At 61.9% G+C, this 24,136-nt stretch carries 27 protein-coding genes; 18 read left to right on the forward strand and 9 right to left on the reverse strand.

Annotated features, from left to right (window positions below; genetic code table 11):
* Window positions 1–11: 11 nt before the first annotated feature.
* The 6 genes from AC0L24_RS22845 to phoB all read left to right on the forward strand — a co-directional run bounded on the left by AC0L24_RS22845 (window position 12) and on the right by phoB (window position 6,198).
* Window positions 12–1,040 carry a PstS family phosphate ABC transporter substrate-binding protein gene (locus AC0L24_RS22845; protein WP_473564163.1) on the forward strand — a complete coding sequence of 343 codons (1,029 nt, stop codon included), beginning with the start codon at window positions 12–14 and terminating at the stop codon, window positions 1,038–1,040.
* A 96-nt stretch (window positions 1,041–1,136) separates the two neighbouring features.
* Window positions 1,137–2,603, forward strand: coding sequence for a phosphate ABC transporter permease subunit PstC (pstC, locus tag AC0L24_RS22850; protein ID WP_127809086.1), 1,467 nt, complete (start codon window positions 1,137–1,139; stop codon window positions 2,601–2,603).
* Window positions 2,600–3,916: a phosphate ABC transporter permease PstA gene (gene pstA, locus AC0L24_RS22855; RefSeq protein WP_127809087.1), complete on the forward strand. Its 1,317-nt coding sequence runs from the start codon at window positions 2,600–2,602 to the stop codon at window positions 3,914–3,916. Before pstC ends, pstA begins: the two co-directional genes overlap by 4 nt.
* Before the next feature lie 17 nt (window positions 3,917–3,933).
* The gene (pstB, locus tag AC0L24_RS22860; protein WP_127267721.1) at window positions 3,934–4,758 is read left to right on the forward strand and encodes a phosphate ABC transporter ATP-binding protein PstB; all 825 of its coding nucleotides are present in this window, start codon (window positions 3,934–3,936) and stop codon (window positions 4,756–4,758) included.
* A 26-nt stretch (window positions 4,759–4,784) separates the two neighbouring features.
* Window positions 4,785–5,492 carry a phosphate signaling complex protein PhoU gene (gene phoU, locus AC0L24_RS22865; RefSeq protein WP_127267720.1) on the forward strand — a complete coding sequence of 236 codons (708 nt, stop codon included), beginning with the start codon at window positions 4,785–4,787 and terminating at the stop codon, window positions 5,490–5,492.
* Window positions 5,493–5,508: 16 nt separating this feature from the next.
* Window positions 5,509–6,198 (forward strand): phosphate regulon transcriptional regulator PhoB, encoded by a 690-nt coding sequence (phoB, locus tag AC0L24_RS22870; RefSeq protein ID WP_010911896.1) that lies wholly within the window; start codon window positions 5,509–5,511, stop codon window positions 6,196–6,198.
* Window positions 6,199–6,214: 16 nt separating this feature from the next.
* On the opposite strand, the gene AC0L24_RS22875 is transcribed toward phoB, so the two are convergent.
* Window positions 6,215–7,462: an ROK family protein gene (locus AC0L24_RS22875; RefSeq protein WP_127809088.1), complete on the reverse strand. Its 1,248-nt coding sequence runs from the start codon at window positions 7,460–7,462 to the stop codon at window positions 6,215–6,217.
* Window positions 7,463–7,732: 270 nt separating this feature from the next.
* Between AC0L24_RS22875 and xylF the strand changes: the two genes are divergently transcribed.
* The 4 genes from xylF (at window position 7,733) to AC0L24_RS22895 (ending at window position 12,836) form a co-directional block, all read left to right on the forward strand.
* Window positions 7,733–8,773 carry a D-xylose ABC transporter substrate-binding protein gene (xylF, locus tag AC0L24_RS22880; RefSeq protein ID WP_013529274.1) on the forward strand — a complete coding sequence of 347 codons (1,041 nt, stop codon included), beginning with the start codon at window positions 7,733–7,735 and terminating at the stop codon, window positions 8,771–8,773.
* A gap of 142 nt (window positions 8,774–8,915) precedes the next feature.
* Window positions 8,916–10,268 (forward strand): sugar ABC transporter permease, encoded by a 1,353-nt coding sequence (locus AC0L24_RS22885; protein ID WP_127809089.1) that lies wholly within the window; start codon window positions 8,916–8,918, stop codon window positions 10,266–10,268.
* Window positions 10,269–10,279: 11 nt separating this feature from the next.
* Complete coding sequence (locus AC0L24_RS22890; RefSeq protein ID WP_127267717.1) at window positions 10,280–11,080, forward strand: ATP-binding cassette domain-containing protein; 801 nt, start codon at window positions 10,280–10,282, stop codon at window positions 11,078–11,080.
* 127 nt (window positions 11,081–11,207) lie between these two features.
* Window positions 11,208–12,836, forward strand: a complete 1,629-nt coding sequence (locus AC0L24_RS22895) for a CHASE domain-containing protein (RefSeq protein WP_127809090.1) — start codon at window positions 11,208–11,210, stop codon at window positions 12,834–12,836.
* A gap of 95 nt (window positions 12,837–12,931) precedes the next feature.
* On the opposite strand, the gene AC0L24_RS22900 is transcribed toward AC0L24_RS22895, so the two are convergent.
* Together AC0L24_RS22900 and AC0L24_RS22905 are read right to left on the reverse strand one after the other, a co-directional pair.
* On the reverse strand, window positions 12,932–13,177 hold the full coding sequence (locus tag AC0L24_RS22900) for a YMGG-like glycine zipper-containing protein (protein ID WP_023810994.1): 246 nt from the start codon (window positions 13,175–13,177) through the stop codon (window positions 12,932–12,934).
* A gap of 83 nt (window positions 13,178–13,260) precedes the next feature.
* On the reverse strand, window positions 13,261–13,587 hold the full coding sequence (locus tag AC0L24_RS22905) for a hypothetical protein (RefSeq protein ID WP_127267715.1): 327 nt from the start codon (window positions 13,585–13,587) through the stop codon (window positions 13,261–13,263).
* 150 nt (window positions 13,588–13,737) lie between these two features.
* Between AC0L24_RS22905 and AC0L24_RS22910 the strand changes: the two genes are divergently transcribed.
* Window positions 13,738–13,989 (forward strand): hypothetical protein, encoded by a 252-nt coding sequence (locus AC0L24_RS22910; RefSeq protein ID WP_164873773.1) that lies wholly within the window; start codon window positions 13,738–13,740, stop codon window positions 13,987–13,989.
* A gap of 27 nt (window positions 13,990–14,016) precedes the next feature.
* Here the strand turns inward: AC0L24_RS22910 and AC0L24_RS22915 are convergent, their stop codons facing one another.
* The 3 genes from AC0L24_RS22915 to AC0L24_RS22925 all read right to left on the reverse strand — a co-directional run bounded on the left by AC0L24_RS22915 (window position 14,017) and on the right by AC0L24_RS22925 (window position 16,465).
* Window positions 14,017–15,048 (reverse strand): sensor histidine kinase, encoded by a 1,032-nt coding sequence (locus tag AC0L24_RS22915; protein ID WP_164873774.1) that lies wholly within the window; start codon window positions 15,046–15,048, stop codon window positions 14,017–14,019.
* Between the two features lie 178 nt (window positions 15,049–15,226).
* Complete coding sequence (locus AC0L24_RS22920) at window positions 15,227–15,394, reverse strand: DUF1328 domain-containing protein (protein ID WP_013529282.1); 168 nt, start codon at window positions 15,392–15,394, stop codon at window positions 15,227–15,229.
* Window positions 15,395–15,670: 276 nt separating this feature from the next.
* Complete coding sequence (locus tag AC0L24_RS22925) at window positions 15,671–16,465, reverse strand: response regulator (RefSeq protein ID WP_023810997.1); 795 nt, start codon at window positions 16,463–16,465, stop codon at window positions 15,671–15,673.
* A gap of 207 nt (window positions 16,466–16,672) precedes the next feature.
* Here AC0L24_RS22925 and AC0L24_RS22930 point away from each other — a divergent pair, with 207 nt between their 5' ends.
* Window positions 16,673–16,876: a NepR family anti-sigma factor gene (locus tag AC0L24_RS22930; protein ID WP_127269630.1), complete on the forward strand. Its 204-nt coding sequence runs from the start codon at window positions 16,673–16,675 to the stop codon at window positions 16,874–16,876.
* A gap of 3 nt (window positions 16,877–16,879) precedes the next feature.
* Complete coding sequence (locus tag AC0L24_RS22935; RefSeq protein ID WP_013529285.1) at window positions 16,880–17,431, forward strand: RNA polymerase sigma factor; 552 nt, start codon at window positions 16,880–16,882, stop codon at window positions 17,429–17,431.
* 13 nt (window positions 17,432–17,444) lie between these two features.
* Here AC0L24_RS22935 and AC0L24_RS22940 read toward each other — a convergent pair whose 3' ends face one another.
* A complete protein-coding gene (locus tag AC0L24_RS22940) occupies window positions 17,445–17,756 on the reverse strand; it encodes a response regulator (protein ID WP_164748877.1) in 312 nt (103 codons plus the stop codon).
* 208 nt (window positions 17,757–17,964) lie between these two features.
* Between AC0L24_RS22940 and AC0L24_RS22945 the strand changes: the two genes are divergently transcribed.
* The 3 genes from AC0L24_RS22945 to AC0L24_RS22955 all read left to right on the forward strand — a co-directional run bounded on the left by AC0L24_RS22945 (window position 17,965) and on the right by AC0L24_RS22955 (window position 19,651).
* Window positions 17,965–18,726 carry a Crp/Fnr family transcriptional regulator gene (locus AC0L24_RS22945; RefSeq protein ID WP_127269632.1) on the forward strand — a complete coding sequence of 254 codons (762 nt, stop codon included), beginning with the start codon at window positions 17,965–17,967 and terminating at the stop codon, window positions 18,724–18,726.
* A 128-nt stretch (window positions 18,727–18,854) separates the two neighbouring features.
* On the forward strand, window positions 18,855–19,181 hold the full coding sequence (locus AC0L24_RS22950) for an ElaB/YgaM/YqjD family protein (protein ID WP_023811001.1): 327 nt from the start codon (window positions 18,855–18,857) through the stop codon (window positions 19,179–19,181).
* A gap of 11 nt (window positions 19,182–19,192) precedes the next feature.
* The gene (locus AC0L24_RS22955; RefSeq protein WP_127395721.1) at window positions 19,193–19,651 is read left to right on the forward strand and encodes a hypothetical protein; all 459 of its coding nucleotides are present in this window, start codon (window positions 19,193–19,195) and stop codon (window positions 19,649–19,651) included.
* A 15-nt stretch (window positions 19,652–19,666) separates the two neighbouring features.
* Here the strand turns inward: AC0L24_RS22955 and AC0L24_RS22960 are convergent, their stop codons facing one another.
* Window positions 19,667–21,178 (reverse strand): sensor histidine kinase, encoded by a 1,512-nt coding sequence (locus AC0L24_RS22960; protein WP_164873940.1) that lies wholly within the window; start codon window positions 21,176–21,178, stop codon window positions 19,667–19,669.
* A gap of 170 nt (window positions 21,179–21,348) precedes the next feature.
* On the opposite strand from AC0L24_RS22960, the gene AC0L24_RS22965 reads away from it, so the two are divergent.
* Entirely contained in the window at window positions 21,349–21,549 is a 201-nt protein-coding gene (locus AC0L24_RS22965; protein ID WP_127269171.1) for a hypothetical protein, read from the forward strand.
* A 29-nt stretch (window positions 21,550–21,578) separates the two neighbouring features.
* Here the strand turns inward: AC0L24_RS22965 and AC0L24_RS22970 are convergent, their stop codons facing one another.
* Window positions 21,579–22,499 (reverse strand): diacylglycerol/lipid kinase family protein, encoded by a 921-nt coding sequence (locus tag AC0L24_RS22970; protein ID WP_127809093.1) that lies wholly within the window; start codon window positions 22,497–22,499, stop codon window positions 21,579–21,581.
* A 254-nt stretch (window positions 22,500–22,753) separates the two neighbouring features.
* Between AC0L24_RS22970 and AC0L24_RS22975 the strand changes: the two genes are divergently transcribed.
* Window positions 22,754–24,091 carry a PRC-barrel domain-containing protein gene (locus AC0L24_RS22975; RefSeq protein WP_127809094.1) on the forward strand — a complete coding sequence of 446 codons (1,338 nt, stop codon included), beginning with the start codon at window positions 22,754–22,756 and terminating at the stop codon, window positions 24,089–24,091.
* The last annotated feature ends 45 nt before the right edge of the window (window positions 24,092–24,136 follow it).

Genomic DNA, 24,136 nt, shown 5'->3' on the forward strand with positions numbered 1-24,136 from the left:
GAGCAGGCCACATGAAGAAATTCCTCTATACGGCGTCGGCCGCTGCGCTTGCGCTCGCCGCGACGTCCGGCTTCGCCGCCGCGCGCGACCAGATCCAGGTCGCCGGATCATCGACAGTGTTACCTTATGCCAAGATCGTCGCCGAGCAGTTCGGCGAAACATTCACCAACTTCAAGACCCCGGTCGTCGAATCCGGCGGCAGCGGCGCGGGCATCAAGGAATTCTGCAAGGGCGTCGGCGAAGACACGATCGACATCGCCAATTCGTCGCGTCCGATCAAGGCGGACGAACTCAAGTCCTGCGCCGACGCCGGCGTGAAGGAAGTCCAGGAAGTCCGGATCGGCTATGACGGCATCGTCTTCGCCACCGACATCAAGGGCCCGGATTGGGCGCTGGTTCCCGCCGACATCTACAAGGCGCTCGCGGCCAAGCTGGTCGTCGACGGCAAGCTCGTCGACAATCCGAACACCAAGTGGAGCCAGGTCAATCCGAAGCTGCCCGACTGGGACATCGCCGCCTATATTCCGGGCGAAAAGCACGGCACGCGCGAAGTGTTCGAGACCAAGCTTCTCGATGCCGGCTGTGACAAGGCTGCTCTCAAGGCCGCCGGCATTGCCGACGACAAGGAAATCGGCAAAACCTGCATCGCCATCCGCAAGGACGGCAAGGCCGTCGACATCGATGGCGACTATACCGAGACGCTCGCCCGCATCGACTCCAACAAGACCGGCGTCGGCGTGTTTGGCCTCGCCTTCTATGAGAACAATGCCGACAAGCTGAAGGTCGCCACCGTGGAAGACGTCGTGCCTTCGACCGGGACGATCGCCAGCGGCAAGTATCCCGTCTCGCGCCCGCTGTTCTTCTACGTCAAGAAGGCGCATCTGGGCGTCGTTCCCGGCCTCAAGGAATATGTCGAGTTCTTCCTTGACGACCAGATGGTTGGCCCGGAAAGCCCGCTCGCCGAATACGGCCTCGTTGCTGCTTCGGATGCCGAGCGTCAGGCCCAGCGTGACGCTTTCGCCGCCGGAAAGTCGATGTAATCAGCTGCCGAACCGGGGTGCGGGCCAAATCCCGCGCCCCGGTTTCATCGCAGGCCGCAATGGCGGCTGCGTAAGAATTTCTCTTGGGGTGGGTCCATGTCGTCCTTGCTCGTACTGGCCATCGTCGTTGCCGTCGGCCTGGTTGCCTTTTTCATCGGTCGGCAACGTGCCGCGGCCCACGACAATGGCAAGGTCAAGCCGCATTCGCGCGCCCACTATCATGGCTGGTGGGCCTTCCTGCTCGCCGTTCTGCCTGCTTTTTTGCTGCTTGCCGTCTGGACCGTCGGGTCTTCCGTCTATCTTGACCGACACATTCACACTGCCTTGCCCGAGCGCACCGTCGACAGCAAGGTTGCCAGTGAGGCACTGGATGTCAGCCTGGTAAAGAGCCTCGCCAGGGGCCTGCGCAAACTCGATGCAGGCACACTGGCCGCAATGCCTGCCAGCTTTGCCGAGCTGCAGCCGCTGCTCGCCGCCAAGGGTGTGGCACTGGCGAGCGACACGCAGGATTACATGATCCCGATCGCCGTCGAGGCGAACAAGGTCCAGGACCGGCTCGGCCTGTTCGGCGCCATTGTCATTCTCGTTTCCTCGATCGCCGGCGCCTTCTATGCGCTCAGGCAGATCGAGCCGCGCGCCAGGGCACGCAACAATGTCGAGAGGCTGATGCTGTGGGGGCTGCTTGCCGCCTCCACCATCGCCATCCTGACAACCATCGGCATCGTGCTTTCGATGCTGTTCCAGACGATCACCTTCTTCGAAAGCGTCTCGCCGATGAGTTTCTTCTTCGGCACCGTCTGGGATCCGCGTTTTGCCGCTGCCGGTTCGGGCGGCAGCCAGGGCCAATTCGGCCTGATCCCGCTTCTTGCGGGCACGCTCTACATCGCCGCCGTCGCGCTGCTGGTTGCGGTGCCGGTCGGGCTGATGTCGGCTGTCTACATGGCCGAGTATGCAACGCCCAAGGTGCGCTCGGTGGTTAAGCCGGCGCTTGAACTGCTGGCCGGCATACCGACCATCGTCTACGGCATCTTCGCCGTCGTCACGCTTGGGCCGTTCCTGCGCGACCTGTCCGCGGCGCTGACCGGCGGTTCGCCCTTCATCCAGGGCCAGAGCATCTTCACCGCCGGCCTGGTCATGGGCGTCATGCTGATCCCGGTGGTGTCCTCTCTTTCGGACGACATCATAACCGCGGTGCCGCGCGCCATGCGCGACGGGTCGCTTGGCCTCGGCGCGACCCGCTCCGAGACGATCAAGCGGGTGATCCTGCCGGCTGCACTACCCGGCATCGTCGGCGCCATCCTGCTGACCGCCTCGCGCGCCATCGGCGAAACGATGATTGTCGTGCTGGCGGCGGGCGTCGCCGCCAACCTCACCATCAACCCGTTCGAGGCGATGACGACCATCACCGTCAAGATCGTCAACCAGCTCACCGGCGACCTCGAGTTCAATTCGCCGCAGACGCTGGTCGCCTTCGCACTCGGCCTGACGCTGTTCGCGCTGACGTTGGTGATGAACATCGTCGCGCTCTACATCGTGCGCAAATATCGGGAGCAGTACGAATGACCGACATTTCCATGAATACGATGGTCAGGGCGGCGGCCCATCCGCGCCGCGACATCGGCCTGAAGGCCCGTTACGCCGCCGAACGCCGTTTCCGCATCTATGGCGTCGTGGCGATTTCCGTAGGCCTGGCGTTCCTGGCAATCATGCTGATCACCATCGTCTCGAAAGGCTACACCGCCTTCTGGCAGACGACGGTATCACTGCCGATCTCGTTCGACGAGAAGGTGATCGATCCTTCCGGCAAGCGTGCAACCGATCCGAGCGTTCTGATCAAGGCAAATTATCCCAAGCTCGCCGAAAACGCGCTTGTGGCCAAGCTCGGCATCTCTCCTGATGACAAGCCGATGATCCAGAAGCTCAAGGGCTTCCTGTCGGAAGGCGCCCGCGTCCAGTTGCGCGACATCGTTGCCGCCGATCCGTCCGTGATCGGCACGACACGCAACGTCAACATCCTCGCCGCCGCCAATCTCGACTCGGCTTTCAAGGGCCAGATCGACCTCAGTGTCGAGGAAGCGCGACGCAAGGTCTCGGACCAGCAGATCACCTGGATGAACAAGCTCAAGACCGAGGGCGCGATGGCCGAGCACTTCAACAGCGGCCTGTTCACCTACGGCGCCTCCAGCCGCCCGGAAACCTCGGGCATGGGCGTGGCGATCATCGGCTCGTTTTATATGATGGTAATCGTGTTGCTCCTGGCGCTACCGATCGGCGTCGCCGCCTCCATCTATCTGGAGGAGTTCGCCAAGAAGAACCGTTTCACCGACCTTATCGAGGTCAACATCAACAATCTGGCAGCGGTGCCGTCAATCGTCTTCGGCTTGCTCGGCCTCGCGGTGTTCATCAATTTCCTGGGCATGCCGCGCTCCGCCGCTTTCGTCGGCGGCCTGGTGCTGACACTGATGACGCTGCCGACGATCATCATCGCGACGCGCGCTGCACTTGCCGCGGTGCCGCCGTCGATCCGCTCGGCGGCTCTCGGTCTTGGCGCCTCCAAGATGCAGATGGTGTTCCAGCACATCCTGCCGCTTGCCGCACCCGGCATCCTCACCGGCACCATCATCGGTCTAGCGCGTGCGCTCGGTGAAACCGCGCCCCTGCTGCTAATCGGCATGGTCGCCTTCGTCGCCGATCCACCGACGACGCCTTTCGATCCGGCCACCGCGCTGCCGGTGCAGATCTATATGTGGGCGAACGAGGCCGAACGCGCCTTCGTCGAGCGCATGTCGGGCGCGATCATCATCCTGCTCGTCTTCCTCATGGCCATGAACATCACCGCGATCGTGCTTCGGCGTCGGTTCGAGCGGCGCTGGTAGAAAAAAGGCATTTTGGTATGAACATCATGACCGAACAGTCCCTTGAAAACGCAGTGGGCGATAAGATGAACGCCAAGTCGAACGAAGTGATCAAAATGCGCGGCGACAAGGTCGGCGTGTTCTATGGCGAGAAGCAGGCGCTGTTCGATGTCAATCTCGACGTCCGCCTGAATCAGGTGACGGCGCTGATCGGCCCCTCCGGCTGCGGCAAGTCGACCTTCCTGCGTTGCCTCAACCGCATGAACGACACCATCGATTCCGCGCGGGTAACCGGCAAGATAACGCTCGACGAAGAAGACATCTACGACAAGAACATCGATGTCGTCGAACTCAGGGCGCGCGTCGGCATGGTGTTTCAGAAACCCAATCCGTTCCCCAAGTCGATCTACGAGAACGTCGCCTATGGCCCGCGCATCCACGGATTGGCCAAGCGCAAGGCCGACATGGATCAGATCGTCGAGTCGAGCCTGAAGAAGGCGGCAATCTGGAACGAGGTGAAGGACCGTTTGCAGGAACCTGGCACGGGTCTTTCCGGTGGCCAGCAGCAGCGTCTGTGCATTGCACGCGCCATCGCCGTGTCGCCCGAGGTGATCCTGATGGACGAGCCGTGTTCGGCGCTCGATCCGATCGCCACTGCTCGCGTCGAGGAACTGATCGACGAACTGCGCCAGAACTATACGATCGTCATCGTCACCCATTCGATGCAGCAGGCAGCGCGCGTGTCGCAGCGCACCGCGATGTTCCATCTAGGCTATCTGGTCGAGGAGGGCGCCACCGACAAGATGTTCACCACCCCCGACGACAAACGCACCCAGGACTACATCACCGGCCGGTTCGGCTGAGCTCAGGCATATGAGGGACGAAGATCATGGGTGAACATACCGTTGCATCTTTCGATGAGGATCTGGAGCAGATCAGCCAGCTGATCCGCGACATGGGCGATCTCGCCCGCTCGATGGTCAGTGGCTCGACCAAGGCTTTGCTCAATTCGGACAATGCGCTGGCGCAGCGCGTGGTTTCCGACGATGCCATCATGGATGCCCGCCAGCGCGAGCTGGACGATCGCGCCATCACGCTGATCGCCAAGCGCCAGCCAATGGCCAACGATCTGCGTGCGGTGGTCGGTTCGATCCGCATGGCCGGCGACCTCGAGCGCATCGGCGACCTTGCCAAGAACATCGCCAAGCGCGTCGGCACTGTCGGGCTGAGCGTCACGCCGCACGATCTTTCGCATTCGATCGACGCGATGGCGCAGCTGGTGCTGATCCAGGTGCAGGGGGTCGTCGACGAGTATGCCGCCGCTGACGCGGCAGCGCTTGCCACGCTCAGAAACAATGATGAACGCATCGACGTCAAATACACCTCGGTGTTCCGCGAGCTGCTGACCTACATGATGGAAGATCCCCGCAACATCACGGCGTGCACGCACCTGTTGTTTTGCGCCAAGAACCTCGAGCGGATCGGCGACCACGTGACCAACATCGCCGAAAATGCCTACTATGTTTTGACCGGCACGCAGCTGCCAGCCAATCGTCCGAAGCAGGACGAGACGGCAATGTCCGCGCCAGCGGCATAACAGGGGTGACCAGCCGATGATCGCACCACGCATCATGGTGGTGGAGGATGAGGAGCCGCTAGGCGTGCTGCTCCGCTACAATCTTGAATCCGAAGGTTACCAGGTCGAGGTGGTGACGCGCGGCGATGAGGCCGAAATCCGGCTGCAGGAGAACGTTCCCGATCTTCTGGTGCTCGACTGGATGGTGCCTGCGGTTTCGGGCATCGAACTCTGCCGGCGCCTGCGAATGCGTCCCGAGACCGAGCGGCTGCCGATCATCATGCTGACCGCGCGAGGCGAGGAAAGCGACCGCGTGCGCGGCCTGTCGACCGGCGCCGACGACTATCTGGTCAAGCCCTTCTCGACGCCAGAGTTCATGGCCAGGGTCAAGGCGCTGCTGCGCCGGGCCAAGCCGGAAGTGCTGTCCAGCGTGCTAAAGGTCGGCGATATCGTGCTCGATCGCGAGTCGCACCGTGTCTATCGCAAGAAGAGCGAGATCCGGCTTGGGCCGACGGAATTCCGCCTGCTCGAATTCATGATGCGCCATCCAGGCCGCGTGTTCTCGCGCAGCCAGCTGCTCGACAATGTCTGGGGCGAGACGATCTACATCGACGAGCGCACGGTCGACGTGCATGTCGGCCGGCTGCGCAAGGCGGTCAACAATGGCCGTATGCCTGATGTCATCCGCACGATCCGTGGGGCCGGATACGCCATCCGAGAGGACTGAACTCCCTCGTTTGAACTCACGCCACGTTCTTGCCGCCGAAACCGGATCTCGCCTGCACGCCCGGCGCAAAAATCTCCTGATCGACGAAGATCAGCGCCCGCATGGCGCAGCCCTCGCGGATCAGCGGCAGTTCGTTCGGCTCGGTGTCGAAGGAAATCGATTTGGAATGCTGGCCGCCGGCGGTCTGGGCAATCGCTTGCCGCAATGCCGGCTCGATCAGGTCGAAGGCGGCGGCGCTGACACCGACCATGGCGACCGGCGCCGGATCGATCAGCGCGAACAGGCTGCCGAGGCCGTAGCCGAGCGCTTCGCCGGCCTTGCGATAGGCTTCCCGTTCGGGTCCGTCACCTTCGCGGGCCGCGGCAGCCAGGGCGCGCATGTCGGCGTCGCTGACATCGGCAACGGGTTCTGCATCCTCGCCCATCTGCCTGGCGTTGCGCCAGATGGCGTAATTGCCCGCATAGGCTTCGACGCAGCCGCGCCGTCCGCAGCGACATAGCGCGCCGTTCGGCCGATGGATCATGTGGCCGAATTCGCCGCCCGAAGAATGGGTGCCGGTGAACAATTCGCCCTTCAGCACCAGTCCCATGCCGATGCCGTGCGACAAAAGGATAGCGATGAAATCGTCGCGGTAACGATCGGGGTCGCGCCAGCGCAGCGCCACCGCCATCATGTTGCAGTCGTTCTCCATTATGGCAGGGATGCCGAACTGGTCTTCGAATATGTCAGCGAAGGCGATGTCGGTGTGCGGCGTGATCGGCGACCACAGCATGGCGCGGGCACGGGTGTCGGTGATGCCCTGGATGGCCAGCGCGATGCGGGCGATGCTGCGCACGTCCAGGTCGGGATCTGCCAGGCGGCGCCGCACGATGGCCGTGCATTCCCCGATCAGCGACTCGCGCGACATCGTCAGCGTGTCCAGCCGGCGCTGTTCCTCGGATATTACCTGGCCGGCATAGTCGATGACGGCGACGGAGAGGAAGTTCAGCGACAGCACCACGGTCATTACCGCGGCCGCTTCCGGATTGAGACTGAGGCCGACCTGCGGCCGGCCGCGTTTGAGTGAGCCGGCCTCGCTCGGCTTGCTTTCGGTCAGGATGCCTTCGACGATCAGGTCCGCTGAAATCGCCGAGATGGTCGAATGGCTGAGGCTTGTGGTCGCGGCGATCTCGGTTCGCGACGGCTGTCCGGCGCGGCGCACTGCCGCGATCACCATGGCGCGGTTGCGGCGGCGCAGATCGTCGTGGCGGATTCCGACCGACATGTTCTTTCATATCCTCCCGGTCGCCGCGGTTCCTCCTGCCCCTGGAACGCTGTCGGTGACGCCGGTAAATACTGGCAGAAGCTGCAGGCCGTGTCATTTATTTATTCCGAGACTCGAAAAAAACTCGAAATGACATCAAAATCCATCAGAATCGATGTTGACAGCGTTCGGGCGTTGGCCCAGTATTTTTTCGAGGCTCGAAAAAATAGAGCCTCTGTGCCGGCCCTCGGGTCAGTTTGGTCGCGCCATACGCGGCGCAGGGAGGATAATATGAAAAGATTCACGGCCGCCATCCTGGCGGGTGCCGCCATGTCGCTGACGCTCGCGTCTGTCGCGCAGGCGAAGGACAAGGTCGTCGGCGTTTCGTGGTCCAACTTCCAGGAAGAACGCTGGAAGACCGACGAAGCCGCCATGAAGACGGCGATCGAGGCCGCTGGCGACAAGTACATCTCCGCCGATGCGCAGTCCAATCCCGGCAAGCAGCTTACCGATGTCGAAAGCCTGATCTCGCAGGGCGCTAATTCCCTGATCATCCTGGCGCAGGACGCTTCGGCCATCGGCCCGGCCGTGCAGAAGGCGCTGGACGAAGGCATTCCGGTCGTCGGCTATGACCGGCTGATCGAGAACAAGGACGTCTTCTATCTGACCTTCGACAACAAGGAAGTCGGCCGCATGCAGGCCCGCGAAGTGTTCAAGGTCAAGCCGGAAGGCAACTACGTCTTCATCAAGGGCTCCGGTGCCGATCCCAATGCCGACTTCCTGTTCTCGGGCTCGATGGAAGTGCTCAAGGAAGCCATCGACAGCGGCAAGATCAAGAATGTCGGCGAAGCCTACACGGATGGCTGGCTGCCCGCCAACGCCCAGAAGAACATGGAGCAGTTCCTGACCGCCAACGACAACAAGGTCGACGCGGTGGTCGCGGCCAATGACGGCACTGCCGGTGGCGTCGTCGCGGCGCTGACGGCTCAAGGCTTGGCCGGCACCGTGCCGGTCTCGGGTCAGGACGGCGACCACGCCGCGCTGAACCGCATCGCCCTCGGCACGCAAACCGTGTCGGTGTGGAAGGACGCGCGGGAGCTCGGCAAGAATGCCGCCGAGATCGCCTCGCAACTGGCCGACGGCAAGAAGACGAGCGACATCGCCGGCGCCAAGGACTTCACGACGCCGGGCGGCAACACCGTCAAGTCGCTGTTCCTGACCCCGGTTGCCATCACCAAGGACAATCTCAACGTCGTCATCGACGCCGGCTGGATCAAGAAGGACGAAGTCTGCGCGGGTGTCGCCGCCGGCACCGTGGCGGCCTGCAACTGATCCGTACCACTTTGAAATATCTGAACGCCGCGGCCCAAAAGCCGCGGCGTTTTCTCAAAGAATTCTGTTTCCGCATCATGCGGATAGCTTCTAGGCTGGGCTCCGGCATGCGCGTCAGACGGCCAGCCGGTGGGAGGAAACCATGACCGATACGACGTCAAACCCGCAGACCGATACGGCGCGCGCGTCGGAACTCGGCGCCGTCGCCCGGTTCCTGAAGGCGACCGAGATCGACACCCGCATGCTCGGCATGATCGGCGCGCTGCTGGTCATCTGGATTGGGCTGCATGTCATTTCCAGCCTGCGCCTTGGCGTCAATCCGCTCGATTTCGACAGCCGCACCTTTCTCACGCCGCGCAATCTGTGGAACCTGTCGGTGCAGACGTCCGCGGTTGCCATCATGGCCTGCGGCATGGTGCTGGTCATCGTCATGCGCAACATCGACCTGTCGGTCGGTTCCGCCGAGGGCCTGATCGGCATGGTGATGGGATTTGCCCAGGTGCATTTCCTGGTGCGCTTTGTCGGGCTCGAACTCGGCAACCCGTGGATCTGGGTCCTGGCACTGGTCATCGGCCTGGCGCTCGGCCTGTTGATCGGCGCTTTTCAAGGCTTCGTCATCGCCTATCTCGAAGTGCCCGCCTTTATCGTGACGCTGGGCGGCCTGCTGGTCTGGCGCGGTGCCGCCTGGTGGGTCACTTCAGGCCAGACCGTGGCGCCGCTTAACGCCACTTTTCAGCTGATGGGCGGTGGGCCGGCGGGATCGATCGGCGCGACCTGGAGCTGGATCGTTGGGATCGTCGCCTGCCTCGCCGTGGTGTTTGGGCTGTTCAACGGGCGGGTGCAGCGCAAGCGTTTCCGGTTTCCGCTACGTCCGATCTGGGCCGAGGCGCTGCTTGGAGTCGTCACCTGCGGCGCCATCATGGGTGCGGTCTGGCTCGCCAACTCCTACCCCTGGCCGATCGGCATCGTGAACAGATATGCGGCCGCCAACAACATCACCGTTCCCGAAGGCGGCCTGTTCATCGCCCACGGTATCGCCATACCGGTGCTGATGGCTGTCGCCGTCGGGCTGGTGATGACCTTCATCACCAACCGCACCCGTTTCGGCCGCTATGTGTTCGCCATCGGCGGCAATCCCGAGGCGGCTAATCTCGCCGGCATCAACACGCGATGGATCACCATGAAGGTGTTCATGATCATGGGCGTGCTGGCCACGATTGCCGCGGCGATCTCCTCGGCCCGGCAGAATTCGGCCACCAACGTGCTTGGAACGCTCGACGAACTGCTCGTCATTGCAGCCGCCGTGATCGGCGGCACGTCGCTTGCCGGCGGATCGGGAACGATCATCGGCGCCATGCTGGGCGCGCTGCTGATGCAGTCGCTGCAGTCCGGCATGGTGCTGCTCGGCGTCGACTCGCCGCTGCAGAGCATCGTCGTCGGGGCCGTACTGGTCATCGCCGTGTGGCTCGACACCGTCTATCGCAAGCGCGTCTAGGAGGGCATGCCATGAATGACAAGACTGCTCCTGCAGCCACCGCGCTGATCGACATGAGGAACATCTCGATCGCGTTTGGCGGCATCCGCGCCGTCGACGACGCCTCGATCGATCTTTTCCCCGGCGAGGTCGTGGCGCTGCTCGGCCACAATGGCGCCGGCAAGTCGACATTGATCAAGATCCTGTCCGGCGCCTACAAGCGCGATTCGGGCCAGATCTTCGTCAACGGCGAGGAGGCATCGATCTCCAATCCACGCGACGCCAAGAAATACGGCATCGAGACGATCTACCAGACGCTGGCGTTGGCCGACAATGTCGACGCCGCCGCCAATCTGTTCCTCGGCCGCGAGCTGATGACCGCCTGGGGTACGCTCGACGACGTTGCCATGGAGGCCGAGGCGCGCAAGGTGATGGGTCGGCTAAATCCCCGCTTCCAGCGCTTCAAGGAGCCGGTGATCAAGCTGTCGGGCGGCCAGCGGCAATCGGTGGCGATCGCGCGTGCGATCCTGTTCAACGCCCGCATCCTGATCATGGACGAGCCGACTGCGGCGCTTGGTCCGCAGGAAACGGCGCAGGTCGGCGAACTGGTCAAGCAGCTCAAGTCCGATGGCATCGGCATCTTCCTGATCAGCCACGACATCCACGATGTGTTCGAGCTTGCCGACCGGGTCTGCGTCATGAAGAACGGCCAGGTCGTTGGCACCGCCCGCACCACCGATGTCACCCAGGACGAGGTGCTGGGGATGATCATTCTTGGCAAATGCCCGCCGGGCGCCATTCCAGGACCGGGCGCGCTGAAGATCGCGGCCTGAGATCAAGCCAGCTCGCGGTTGCCGGACACGTGATATGCCAGCCGTAAGGATGGCTTGGCCTTGGCATTGTGTTGGCACGGCGACTTGCCCATAAAGGTCCGATATCGCTCAGGGACCGCACGATCCGTTGAAGAAGCTTTTCCCGATCATCGCCTTTATCGCCGTCGCACTAATCAGCATGGTGATGGCAGGTTTCGCCTATTTCGCCACACAGGAAGCCGCGCGCATCAAGTTCGAGGCGACTGCCGACGACGCGCTCAACCGGATCGAGAGCCGCATCGACCTGCATCTGTCGCTGCTGCGCTCGACGCAGGCCCTGTTCGACGCCCGCAATGGCGATATTTCTCGCAATGAGTTCAAGGCGTTCTTCAACGCGCTCGATGTCGACAAGAATTTCGCCGGCTTGCGCGGCATCGGTTTCCTCAGGCTGGCAAAGACGGGCGACGAGGCGACGGTCGAACGCGATATGCTGCACGATTATGGCGTCAGTCATCCAATCTACCCGGATACCACGCAACCCTGGCGTACCCCTATCGTGCTGTTCGAACCGCTGGATCCATCCAACCAAGCCGCCATCGGCTACGACATGTTCAGCGAACCGATGCGGCGTGTGGCGATCGAAAAGGCGATGTCCGACGACCAGCAGCACGCCAGCGGGTTGGTGCAGCTGGGCCAGGACACGGGCGCCTCGCAGACGTTCACCGGCTTCTTCGTTTTCGTGCGGCTCAATGTCGAAACCGCTCCCGACGTCATCAATGCTTCGATATCCTCGACATCAGGTTTTCTCTATGCGGCCTTCCGGGCTCGCGATCTGTTCCAGACCGCGCTCAGCCGGTCGCCGCTACTGCCGGTCAACACCGAAATCTATGACGGCGATGGTGCCGTGAGCGGCGACAATCTGCTGTTCCGGTCGGAGACGCCGCCAGCTTCGACTTTCGGCGACAGGCTGCTGGTCACCCGAAAGATCATCGTCGCCGGACGGCCATGGACTGTCCTGTTCCGGCCGACAAGCGCCTTCTCGCAGCCGTCGTCGCGCGCCATTCCGGTGATGCTGGGGCTATTCGGCCTGCTGTTGGCGGGCGCCATCGCGCTGGTGGCGCGATATCAGGAGCGGGCCTATGAGGCGGCGTCGCGGTTGCACGAAACCACGGAAAAGAGCCTGATCGAAAAAGACCTGATGCTGCAGGAGATGAAGCATCGCATCAAGAATTCGATCACCAGGGTGCTGGCGATCGCGCGCCAGACGGCATCGCGGGCTACCGACGTCAACGAGTTTTCCGCATCTTTCTCGGCCAGGCTGCAGGCGATGGCAGCGTCCCAGGACATGCTGACGCGCTCTCGCTGGCAGAAGGCCGATCTTGGCGATCTCTTGCGCATCGAACTCGGCCAGGTGTTCGGCAAGGAGTTGCCCGAGGGGCTGCTGTCAGGGCCGCAGGTGCTGCTTGACGAAACCACGACGCAAGCGCTCGGCCTGACCTTCCACGAACTGGCGACGAATGCGCTGAAATACGGCGAAGCCGGCAATTCCGTGGGGGCACTGAAAGTGGATTGGTCTCTGGAAGGGCGTGGGCGCGACAGGACGCTGGCCCTCAACTGGCGCGAAAACGGGCAGAAGAAACTCGAAGCTCCCGCCGAAACCGGCTTCGGCACCAAGCTGATCGATCTCAACGTGACGCGCGAATTACGCGGTACGATCAAGCGCGACTACCAGGCCAATGGGCTGAACGTGGAAATCAAAATTCCACTCGCCAATTGAGCGCGACCTTCTCCCGAAAAGGATCAAGCGCCGGACATGAAAAATCCGAAGGCCAGCGGACCAGCCTCCGGATCGACGTTTCGATTATCGCCGAATTAGTTGCAGCGAGCCGTGTAGATCCGGCCGCGATGATCGCGATATTGGCAATAGCCGTTGCGCAGATTGCGCACCAGCAGGCCGGAACCGGCGCCAACGGCCGCGCCGATCAGCGCGCCCTTGCCGCCGCCGACCAAGCCGCCGACACCGGCGCCGATCAAGCCGCCGCCAACCACGTCCTGTTCGGTCGAGGTGCAGCCGCTGACGGCAACCACCGCAACCAGGGCAATAATCATCTTCCGCATAGAGTCACTCCTCACTTTTTGTCCTCACTTGGTAAAGCTCCAGCTGCCATTTAGCATGAAATGACGGCCTTTGCTGCTGCAATCTATTGTTGGTGAAGATAGTCTTTTTCTGGGCCTGCCGCGTTCGACGCCATTACCAGGCTGGAAATTGCCAAAGAAGCGTCAAGCGTACCATCGGCGCGCACGTTCCAGACGATCTGATCATAGTCGTCTTCAAGCACCGGATCGACGGCAAGACATTTGGCGACGATGTGATCAGCCTGCCCTTGCACGTCGCCCAAGACGAATGGGCGCTCGGCCACACATTGCTCGGCGGTCGCGAAAATGCTGACGGGCACCTGGAGTTCACGGCAGTCGGCCATCGTGTTCGAGCAACCGATGACCAGCAGCAATGCAGCGATATGTTCCATGGCGGGAAAGTCCTCTCGCCATAGTAACGGTCTACATCAGCCAAAGTTCCTGGCTCGCTGGGCCGGCAGTAACTAAGACGGCGACAATTGATTCTGTCGCCGGCCGAAACGAGCTGGCCTCAATAGACCAGCTGGTACAGGGCGACCACCATGATCACCGCCACCAAGGCCAACGCAACAAGGCGCAAGGCTCCGTTGGGGACAGGGGCCAGCGGTGGCGCGGATGACTCGGAGTCCTCAAACTCGCCCATGGAAATCCGGGCGGCCTGCTCCAGTCTGTTCATGTCGACAACCGTCAAGGCATTCCTCCCGCACCATGCTGCAAATCCTGCTGCGGAAATGTTCGGTGATGCAACAGGTTCCAGCGGTATCTGGGAAAAACAGCATCTGCATTTATGGTGAACAGCTGGTTAAGAAAGCTCGGGTCGCTCAATCCGTCTCGAAATTGCCGTGCGGAACGACAAGGCGGTACTCGAGACGGCCAGCCGCGATTTCGAGCGTCGCCGTTCCGTTCAGTGACGCCGGCACGACCCGTTCGAGTGCGACACTGCCGAAGCGCTTCTCGCTACGCCTGACATCACTGGCTCCGATTGCCTCGGCCCATATCAGCGACAGGGAGGTTCCCGTGTCGGCGGCGGTCAGGTTGGCTGTAACATTGACGAATCCATCGGGCCGCGACAGGGCGCCATAGCTCACCGAATTGACGGCGAGTTCATGCATCGCAAGGCCGATATGCAGGGCAGCGTTGGGATTGAGATAGGGGTTTGCCCCCTGAAACCGCAGGCTGCGAACCGGATCACCGCCGTAGCGGCCCACCTGGCCCGATACGAGTTCGCGAAGTGCGGCGCCCCGCCAGTTGGAAGAGGTCACGAGATCCTGGGACGAAGCCAGCGATTGCAGCCGGCCGCGAAAACGTGTCAGGAAATCGCCGATGCTGTCGGAGTAGCGACCGGTCTGGGTGGCTATGCTCTGGATGATCGCCAGCAGGTTTTTCGAGCGATGGCTCACCTCCCGCAACAGAGTCGTCAGGGTCTGCTCACGGCGCTTCTGCTCGGTCGTCTCGACCATCGTGGTGACGACCCCTTGCACCGTGCCGCCGTCGCCGTGATCGGCATCGATCCAGACCTCAAACCAGCGGCTGCCATCCTCGACGGGAACGCTGATCTCGAGACGTTGGGGGTTGCCGGATGCAATGACGTCGCGCTTGGCCGCGCCGATGCGGTCGGCCTGCGCCTCCGGCAGAATACCGATGCTGTCGGCGGTGTCCGAAACCCAGGGCGCACGCATGTTGCGCGCCCATACGGTTTTCATCTCGCGATCCTGGTAGAGAACGGAAATGCCGGCATTGTGCAACGCATGCAGAAGGGCGCGGCCGAGCTGCATGCCGCTTTCGGCAGGATGGAGGGCGATGACTTCATCGCTTTGCACGTCGTCCTTCCTGTTTCCGGTCCTGGAACTCATCGGCCAAACTGTCCACCCAATTCAGGCTGAACGGCTCACCGGTGAATGGGTTCCAAAGAGGTTTCCCGAACCCGCCGCCAAAAAACGGTCCGCCGGACGGCGTCCTTTGAAGGACACCGCCCGGCGGTGGCTGGAAACCGTTTGAGGGGTGCGGCTTCCAGTGTTCGGCCGTCCGTCCTTACGAAGCCCGTTTGAACAGGCCCGCAAGAAGCGAAATGACCAGGAAAGCGAGGAAGATGAAAAACAATATCTGCGCTATGCCGGCAGATGTACCGGCGATGCCACCGAAACCAAGCGCGCCGGCGATGATCGCAACGACGAGAAATACGAGCGCCCAGTAAAGCATGATGCATCTCCTTCGAATGATGCGATAAAAACGTGGGTGGTTGCGGTTTGTTCCCACCCTTTGCCGAAAAAGACCGAGCTTGCAATTCGTTCGGCAGCCGGACGCGCAGGAAATTCGCCCTCACCGCCCGATGCGTGGATCAGGCGGCCCGAAGTGAAGAATTGAAGAATTGAGGAATTGATGAATTGACGATTTTGATGATCTGGAGAAATCGGCGAGCGAGGCTATCGCCTTCAATTCCTCAATTCCTCAATTCCTCCACTCCTCAATTCGCGACTATGCTGCTGCTTTCGCCTGCCGGTCAAAAAACAGTGCCTGGCTGATCAGCGCCTTGACCATGTCGGGATTGAACGGCTTGGTGACCAGGAAGGCTGGTTCCGGCCGCTCGCCAGTCAACAGGCGCTCGGGGAAGGCGGTGATGAAGATGACCGGCACCGACGTCGATGACAGGATCTCGTTCACGGCCTCGATGCCGGAACTGCCGTCGGCAAGCTGGATGTCGGCCAGAACCATCTTCGGCCGTGTCTTGCCGAACATCATCACGGCCTCGGCATGGGTGCGCGCCGTTCCAACGACGCGGTGCCCGAGGCTCTCTACCATTTCTTCGATATCCATGGCGATCAGCGGTTCATCCTCGATGATCAGAACGTCGGTTGCCACCTGACGGGATATCTCGTTGCTCGCCTGGGCAAGCAGCTCTGAAAACTCCTGGTCGCCGACGTCGAGGATCTCAGCCGCTTCGTCCTCGCTGAAGCCTTCGACAGCCACGAGGAGGAAGGCCTGACGGGGCCGCGGCGCGATCGCATTCAGATTGGCGGCGGTGCGCTGTTCCCACGCCGATTGCGCCTGCTCCTGTGGAACGCGAATGGCGACCGATGTGAATAGCTTGGCGAAAACCTTGTACAGCGCGATGCGGTCGCTCGATGCTTCGGGAAATATCTCGATATCGGCGATGATGGCCTCGAGCATCGCGGCTACCAGCGCATCACCACTCTCTTGCGACCCGGAAACAGCCCGCGAGAAGCGGCGTAGGAAGGGCAGATGTGGTGCGATGGTGGCGGATAAGCTCATGGTAAGACGTCTCCCTCAGAATGACGTGAATGCGTAGCTGACTGCAAGCCCTGACGATAACGCGGATTTTTAGAAAAAGTTCCGCCTCGACGGAACAAATACCGGGGAGGGGCGTTTGGGGTCGGGATGGGCAACCAGACGAGGGCGCCGCTTGCGTTGTGTTGAGTATGATAAGAGCGGTTTGAGCGCTGGGAATACAAGGGCAAAATGAAGGATATGACGAAAGATATTCTGGCTGGCGCCGAGAGCAGGCGCCGGAATGGTTCTGGTGATGCTCTTGGGCCGAACTCCGAAATCGGACGCAAACTCAAACAATATTACGACGCGCTGGTCTCCGACGATGTGCCGGATCGCTTTTCCCAGTTGCTTAGCCAGCTGGAACGGGCTGAACCCGCACAGAAGAAGGACTGAGGCATGGCCGCGGTCTCACAAGGCTTCAAGACCGATCTGCTTGGGGCAATCCCAAGTCTGCGCGCGTTCGCCGTGTCGCTGACGCAAAATGCCGACAAAGCCGACGACCTCGTCCAGGAAACGCTCGTCAAGGCCTGGGACAAGCATGAGAGCTTCCAGCCCGGCACCAATCTCAAGGCCTGGCTTTTCACCATCCTGCGCAACGAGTTCTATTCGCAGATGCGCAAGCGCGGGCGCGAAGTGCAGGACAGCGACGGTATCATGACGGCCAGGCTTGCCGTTCATCCGGCCCAGCACGGCCAACTCGACCTGAAGGATTTTCGCGGCGCCCTGGAGCAATTGCCGGAGGACCAACGCGAAGCCATCATCCTCATCGGCGCATCTGGTTTCTCCTACGAGGAGGCCGCCGAGATCTGCGGTTGCGCGGTGGGAACGATCAAGAGCCGCGTCAGCCGAGCCCGTACGCGCTTGCAGGAGATCCTGAAAATATCAGGCGAGGACGAGTATGGTCCGGACGCAATTTCGGCCCAGGTAACGAGCTCGCCGGCGAGCTGACCGCGATCGTGTCTCAAGCGCGTCCGCAGGCCGCGGCGACTGCTTGCACGAGGTCTTCACCCGAATAGGGTTTGCCAACCAGCCTGACGCCCGGAAACGATGCCTTGATTTCATCGACATCCGAATAGCCCGACGCAAACACGAAAGGTATGCCTGCCGCGCGCAGCCCGGAGGCGAAATCGATGGTTGAGGCGCCGCCCAGCATCAAGTCGACAATGGCTGCATCGAATCGCGTGGCGACCTCGCGGCCATCGACCTCGGTCAGGTCACGGGCGATCACCACCTCATCGGCGCCATGGTCGCGGCAAAGCTGCTCGACGTCCATGGCGATCAGAAATTCGTCCTCCAGGACCAGAATCCGCAATCCGTCAAGCAATGTGGGCACAGGCAAAGACTCCTTGAAACGCCGGAGTCATGATCGCTAATTCGCTTGCTGTCATTTAAAAAAGACATGTGGCCCAGCAGGCGGAACCTCAATCCTTGCAACGCGTTGAAACGCGCTCTCCAAGAGCGGCTTTCGAAGGGGGGTCGAAATGTCGGTTCAGAACAATAGCGCTTTCTCCAGCCGCCAATATCCTTGCGAGAACTGCCCATTGCGGCCGTTGCCGATTTTTCGCGATTTCGAAAAACAGGAACTGGCCTTCATCAGCAAATTCAAGAAGGGCGAACTCGCAGTCGAAAAGGGTGGCACGGTGCTGGTGGAGGGAAGCCATAGCGCCCATCTCTACACCGTGCTCTCCGGCTGGGCGTTTCGCTACAAGCTGTTGCTGGACGGCCGCCGCCAGATCCTCAACTATCTCATGCCCGGTGATCTGATTGGCTTGCAAGGCAGTGTGATGGGCGAGATGCAGCATTCCGTGGAGGCACTGTCGCCGATGCTGCTGTGTGTTTTCGAGCGCGAATATCTGCATGAGCTGTACCGCAATCATCCCGGGCTGGCCTATGACATCACCTGGATCGCATCGCGTGAAGAGCGGATGCTGGACGAGAATCTGCTCAGCCTCGGGCGCCGCAGTGCGATCGAGCGCGCTGCCTATCTCATCGCCTTCATCGGCAGCCGCGCCAAGGTTGTCGGACTGAATGGCAACCAATCCGTCCAGATACCGATCACGCAACAGCACATCGCCGATACGCTTGGCCTGTCGCTGGTTCACACCAACAAGACGATCCGCAAGCTGATGGATCGCAAGCTGATCGTCTGGCGCGACGGCGGCTGCGTGGTTTCCGACAATGAAGGGCTCAAGCGGCTCGCCGGCTGGGAAGGGCTGGGTGAAGCGCGCCGGCCATTAATCTGAGGAAGCGTGTTTTGCCGGAGCCGGCGGACCGGGTGCGCGCCGATGCGTTTTCGGCTACTTTGTCCCCGATGCCGGAACCTTGAGACGCGCAGCGCGTTTGAAACCAAGCAATCACAAGGAGTTAAGCCATGGCCACTGCCGCAGGAAAGACCGCAAACGACGCCCGTGCAAATGCGGACCTGGAAGCCGACATCAGGCAGTTGAAGGCCGACATCGACAAGCTCACCAAACAACTGGCCAAGACCGGCGAGCATGGCTATGGCACCGCGCGCCGCGCAGCCACGGAAGGGGTCGAGCAGTTGCGTGCGCAGGGCGAAGCAGCCTTTGACAGCCTGCGCAGCAATGCCAAGGACATCGAAGCGCAGATGATGGCAAGCGTGCGTGAAAAGCCGGTGACGTCACTGGCGATCGCCGCCGGCGTAGGCTTCCTTTTCGCGCTCATCGCGCGTCGCTAGTCGCGCTCCGGATGGGAATGTTGGCAACCCTGATCTCGGGCCTCGCCTCGGGGGAAACCGTGGCCGCCATACACCGGGCGCGCACGGCGGCAATCGTCTATGTGATCGCCCTGGCCGCCGCACTTTGCGGTCTCGGCTTTCTTGTCGGGGCCGCCTATATCTGGACGGCGCTGCGCTATGGGCCGCTTGCCGCGGCACTGGGGTTTGGCGTCGGTTTCCTGGTGCTTGCCGGACTTATCCTGCTGATCTACCGGATCTCCGCAGGCTCACGCGCCCGGCGCCGGGCGCAGCGCCGCAATGCCGACATGAAGGCGATCGGCATCACCGCCGCACTCGCCGTGCTGCCGAGCCTGCTCAAGGGAAAAGGCGGTCTCGGCGTCATTCTTGGGCCGGCCGTGGCGCTCGCGGCCTACGCCATCTACCGCGAGAATGTGAAATCCGACGATCTGGATGAGAGCGAGCGGAGATAGAGCTGTTGGGAGAGGTCACTTTGACAACTCTTCCAGCGGCATCGAGATTTCGGCAAACACGCCCTCCGGCCGGAATTCATGGGTCACTTCGCTGGAAATGACCTTGGCCAGGCTGCGGCGAATGAGGATCGAGCCGAAGCCGTGCCGATCCGGCGGAGCGACTTGCGGGCCGCCGCTTTCGCGCCAGGTCAGCACAAGACGCCGGGCATCCCTCCTGCCTTGCGTCCTCCAGCCGAGGTCGACCCTGCCTGACGGCACCGACAGCGACCCATATTTCAGCGCGTTGCTGGCGAGTTCATGCAGGATCAGGCCAAGCCCGACGGCCTGGTCGGGCGACAGCAGCAGGTCGTCGCCGGAGATCGTCATGCGCGGCTGCTCGGCCGTTTCGAAAGGTTTGACCTCGATCTGGACGAGTTCACTGATGCCGATGCCACGCCACTCGCGGTCCGACAACAGATTGTGGGCGATGCCCAAGGCCTGAAGCCTGGCGCCGAAGGCCTCAAGGAACTGGCTTGGCTGGCGGGCATGGCGTACGGTCTGCGTTGCCAGCGCCTGGACGGTTGCCAAAGTGTTCTTGACGCGATGGTTGAGCTCACGCAGCAGCAGCCGTTGCCGTTCGTCGCCGAGCTTGCGCTCGGAGATGTCGTAGTTGACGCCGAAGATCAAGGTCGGCTTGCCGTCGCCGTCACGCTCGATGACACGGCCGCGCGTGGCGAGCCAGCGCGGCGGATGAAAGCCCTTCACCCGGTATTCGCCGAAATAGTCGTCGCTGCCGGTCAGGGCGTCGCGAAAGCGGGTTTCGGTCTGGTAGACGTCACGCGGATCGATGGCGGTGAGGATGTCACGTGCGCGCAGCCGGTTGGAGCGCGGCAGGCTGAACAGCTCCGACATCAATGTGTCGCATTCGATGATATCGGTGCGGATATCCCATGCCCAACTGGCGAGCGACGCCGCATCGAGTGCGATGGCGCGTCGTTTTTCCTCGCGAACCAGTGCGGCCTCGGCGATCGCGCCGCTGCGGGTTGCGTCCTTGAGGGTGAACAGGCTGGCAGCGAGGCCGGCGAGCGACTTCAGCTGGTCGAGCTCGGCGTGGGATGGAAAACCATGCGGCGAGCGGTCGAGCACGCACAGCGTGCCGATGCGGGCACCTGCCACAACCATCGGCGCGCCGGCATAGAAGCGGACATGGTGCTTTCCGGTGACCAGCGGGTTGGTCTTGAAACGGGGATCCGTCGTTGCATCCACCACCACCATCGGTTCGTCGCCGGCGGCAATCGCATGGGCGCAGAAGGAGACGTCGGTCGCGGTTTCGGCCTCGTCCAGGCCGAAGCAGGATGTGAACCACTGCCGTTCGAGGTCGACGAGCGTGACCAGGGCCATCGGCACCTGCATCACCGCCGCGGCAAGGCTGCTGACGCGGTCGAAATCGGGATCGGCCGCCGTATCCAGCATCTCCAACCCGTGCAGCACGGCGAGCCGGTCAACATCCTTGACTGCGCGCGCAACTTCGGCCGGCAGCTCGGGCACTGTTTGCGTCTTGCCAGTCACCCCACTTGCCTCGTCCCGGTCTTCGCCGCCGCCTGCTTGCGCTGGTGCAAGGCCAGCGCGCTTTTCCGGAACCATCCTAGCGAGGAACCGTTACCCGACCATGATTTGCCGAGCGCGCCAGCTGGTGCAGAATGAGACAGGGATCGAGCATGGCCAAGATCATTCCAGAAAACAAGGCGCGGCAGGGGCGATGGGGCTGGCATGGATTTCGAATCCTGATCGCCGCATTGCTTCTGGTGTTTGCTGCGTGGGGCATTGCCGAGATTTATGGTGTGTTGATCAAGGCGCCAACCAGCGATGAACAGCATGTCCCCACGCCCAGCACCACCGAGCAGGCTCCTGCTGGCTAAAGCCGGTTTGTTCGTTGCAACGCATCGCATCAGGCGGCTCTCGATTGGGCCGCGCTCGCCGGCACCAGCACATTCAGCGCGCCAGGCTGGATTTCGATTACCGTTTCACGGTCAAGCCTGACCAATTCGCCGTCCATCACAGCGCGAAACTTGCGGCTGCTCGAATGGATTTTCAGCACCGTTCTGTTCGTCTGGTGGATTTCGACATGTTCGTTGTCGCGCCATTTGCCGCGCGCCACGTTGAAGAAAAACTTGACCAATTCGGCGCGCTGCTTCGCCACCGTGACATAGACACCGAGCACGCCGCCCGCCGGATTGTCGGCGTAAGGCAAATGGCCTTCGCCGAACAAATTGTTGGTGATGCCGATGCCGGTGATGCGTGCCGCCATTTCGGCTTCGCCGATGCCGAGCGTCACATTCATCGCAGGTGGATTGTTGATCGTCGCCCAAGCCGCTTTGGCCGAGGCGCGGATCTTTCCCAACCGCGAACCGAACTCCATCTTCTGGCGCAGTTGCACCATCTTCGCATGCATGCCGATCGAGAACTGATGTATGAAAGGTTGGCCATTGGCGGTCGCCACGTCGACCGCGATGATTTCGCCGTCGGCGAAGGATTTCAGCGCTCCATCGAGTGACTGCGGAATGCCCAACCCCCGCGCGAACAGGTTCATGGTGCCGGCCGGCAATATGGCAAGCGCCTTCTTCGTGCCCATCAGCCGCGCGGCCGCGGCGGAAATGGTCCCATCGCCGCCACCCGCCAGCACGACGTCGACAGAGCGACGCGAAGCCGCGCTGTCGAGCGTTTCCACCACGTCCTTGCCGGCGACAATTTCGATGCTGAGCGAGTGCCCTGCCGTCTCCAGCGTCTGATGCATCCTGTCGGAGAAGGCGACGAGGTCGGTGGTGCGCAAAGTGCCGCCATCCCGGTTCAGCACCGCTGCGAATTTCATACCCCGCTCCATCATGTCAGCCAAAAAGCGGCCGGGACACGCCCAGCCGATGGCGGAAACGCGGCGGCGACGGAAAGGTTCCCTTGACACGAAGGGGCTTCTAAGCCGCTCGATCATTTCTGTGATTTCGATTTCCGGACGGCGCGGTTTTGTCGGAACAACAGACTGGTCACAACGTTGTGAACCTGTAGATGCCGCGTCCGACTTTCCGGCGAAGACGCGGCGCACGAGATCAGGCACGAGGAGAGACTATCATGATCCGCAATCTTTTAGCCACGACCGCACTCGCAACACTGATCGCGACGGGCGCATATGCGCAGAGCGCGACGACTGCGGCGCCGGCACAGAGCCCAGCCGTTCAGGAGTCAGGCGCCGCGACGGTCCGCGCAGAGGGCAGCATCGTCACCAACATCATCGGTGAATCCGTCTACAACGGCACCGGCGATGATGCCGAGAACATCGGCGATGTCAGCGACGTCGTCTTCGACAAGGATGGGCAGGCGAAATCCGTCGTCATCGACGTTGGCGGTTTTCTGGGTGTCGGTGCCAAGAGCGTCGCCTTCGAGTACGGCAAGCTGCAGTGGGCCGAAAAGAATGGTGACCGCTGGCTGGTAGCCCAGACGACCAAGGACGAGTTGACCGCTCAGGCGGAATTCGACAGCCAGCCCTACAGTCCGGCCCCCGCACCTGCGGCATCGACCGACGCGACCGCACCTACGGCACCTGCTACGACGGATACGGCACAAAAGCCGGCCGACATGAACGCCGCTCCGGCGGAACCGGTAAAGCGCGCGGACGGTAACCTTGCCACCAACATCATCGGTGAAGACGTATATAACGGAACCGGTGATGACGCGCAGAATATCGGCGACGTCAACGACATCGTGCTGACCAAGGAAGGCAAGGCCGAGTCCCTGGTCATCGGCGTGGGCGGTTTCCTTGGCCTCGGCGCCAAGAATGTCACCTATGATTTCTCTAAGGCGCAGTGGGCCGAGAAGAATGGCGACCGCTGGCTGGTGGCCCAGACCACCAAGGAAGAGCTGCAGGCGCAGCCCGATTTCGACCGCAAGGCCTATGATCCGGCGCCGGCCACGACGGCTTCCAACGAGCCTGCGGCCACCGCTCCGGCTGCTGTGCCGTCCGACACGACGGCTCCTGCTGTCGCTCCGGCAGATAAGACCGCCGAAGCTCCGGCAGCGACCACCCCTGACGCCTCGGCTCCCGACCAGACACAGACTGCCGCCATCGACAAGTCGACGTTGACCGAGATGCCGGTCGGCGAGATTCGTGCCGATGACCTGAAGGGCACGACTGTCTACGGCGCAAACGACGCCAGGGTTGGCGAAATCGGCGATGTCGTGCTTGCGCCTGACAACAAGACGGACGCGGTGATCGTCGACGTTGGCGGCTTCTTAGGCGTCGGTGAAAAGGAGGTCGCGGTTGGTATGGATAATCTCAAATTCATGACCGACAAGGACGGCAACAAGTACCTCTACACGACCTTCACCAAGGAACAGCTCGAGGCTCAAACCGCCTATGACAAGGGCAGCTATGCTGAGCAGCGCGATCAGCAGCGCATGATCGTAAGGTAATTCTGTTCAGCCAAATGAGCCCGCGCTGGCAACGGCGCGGGCTTT

The organism is Mesorhizobium sp. WSM4809, from assembly GCF_055811655.1.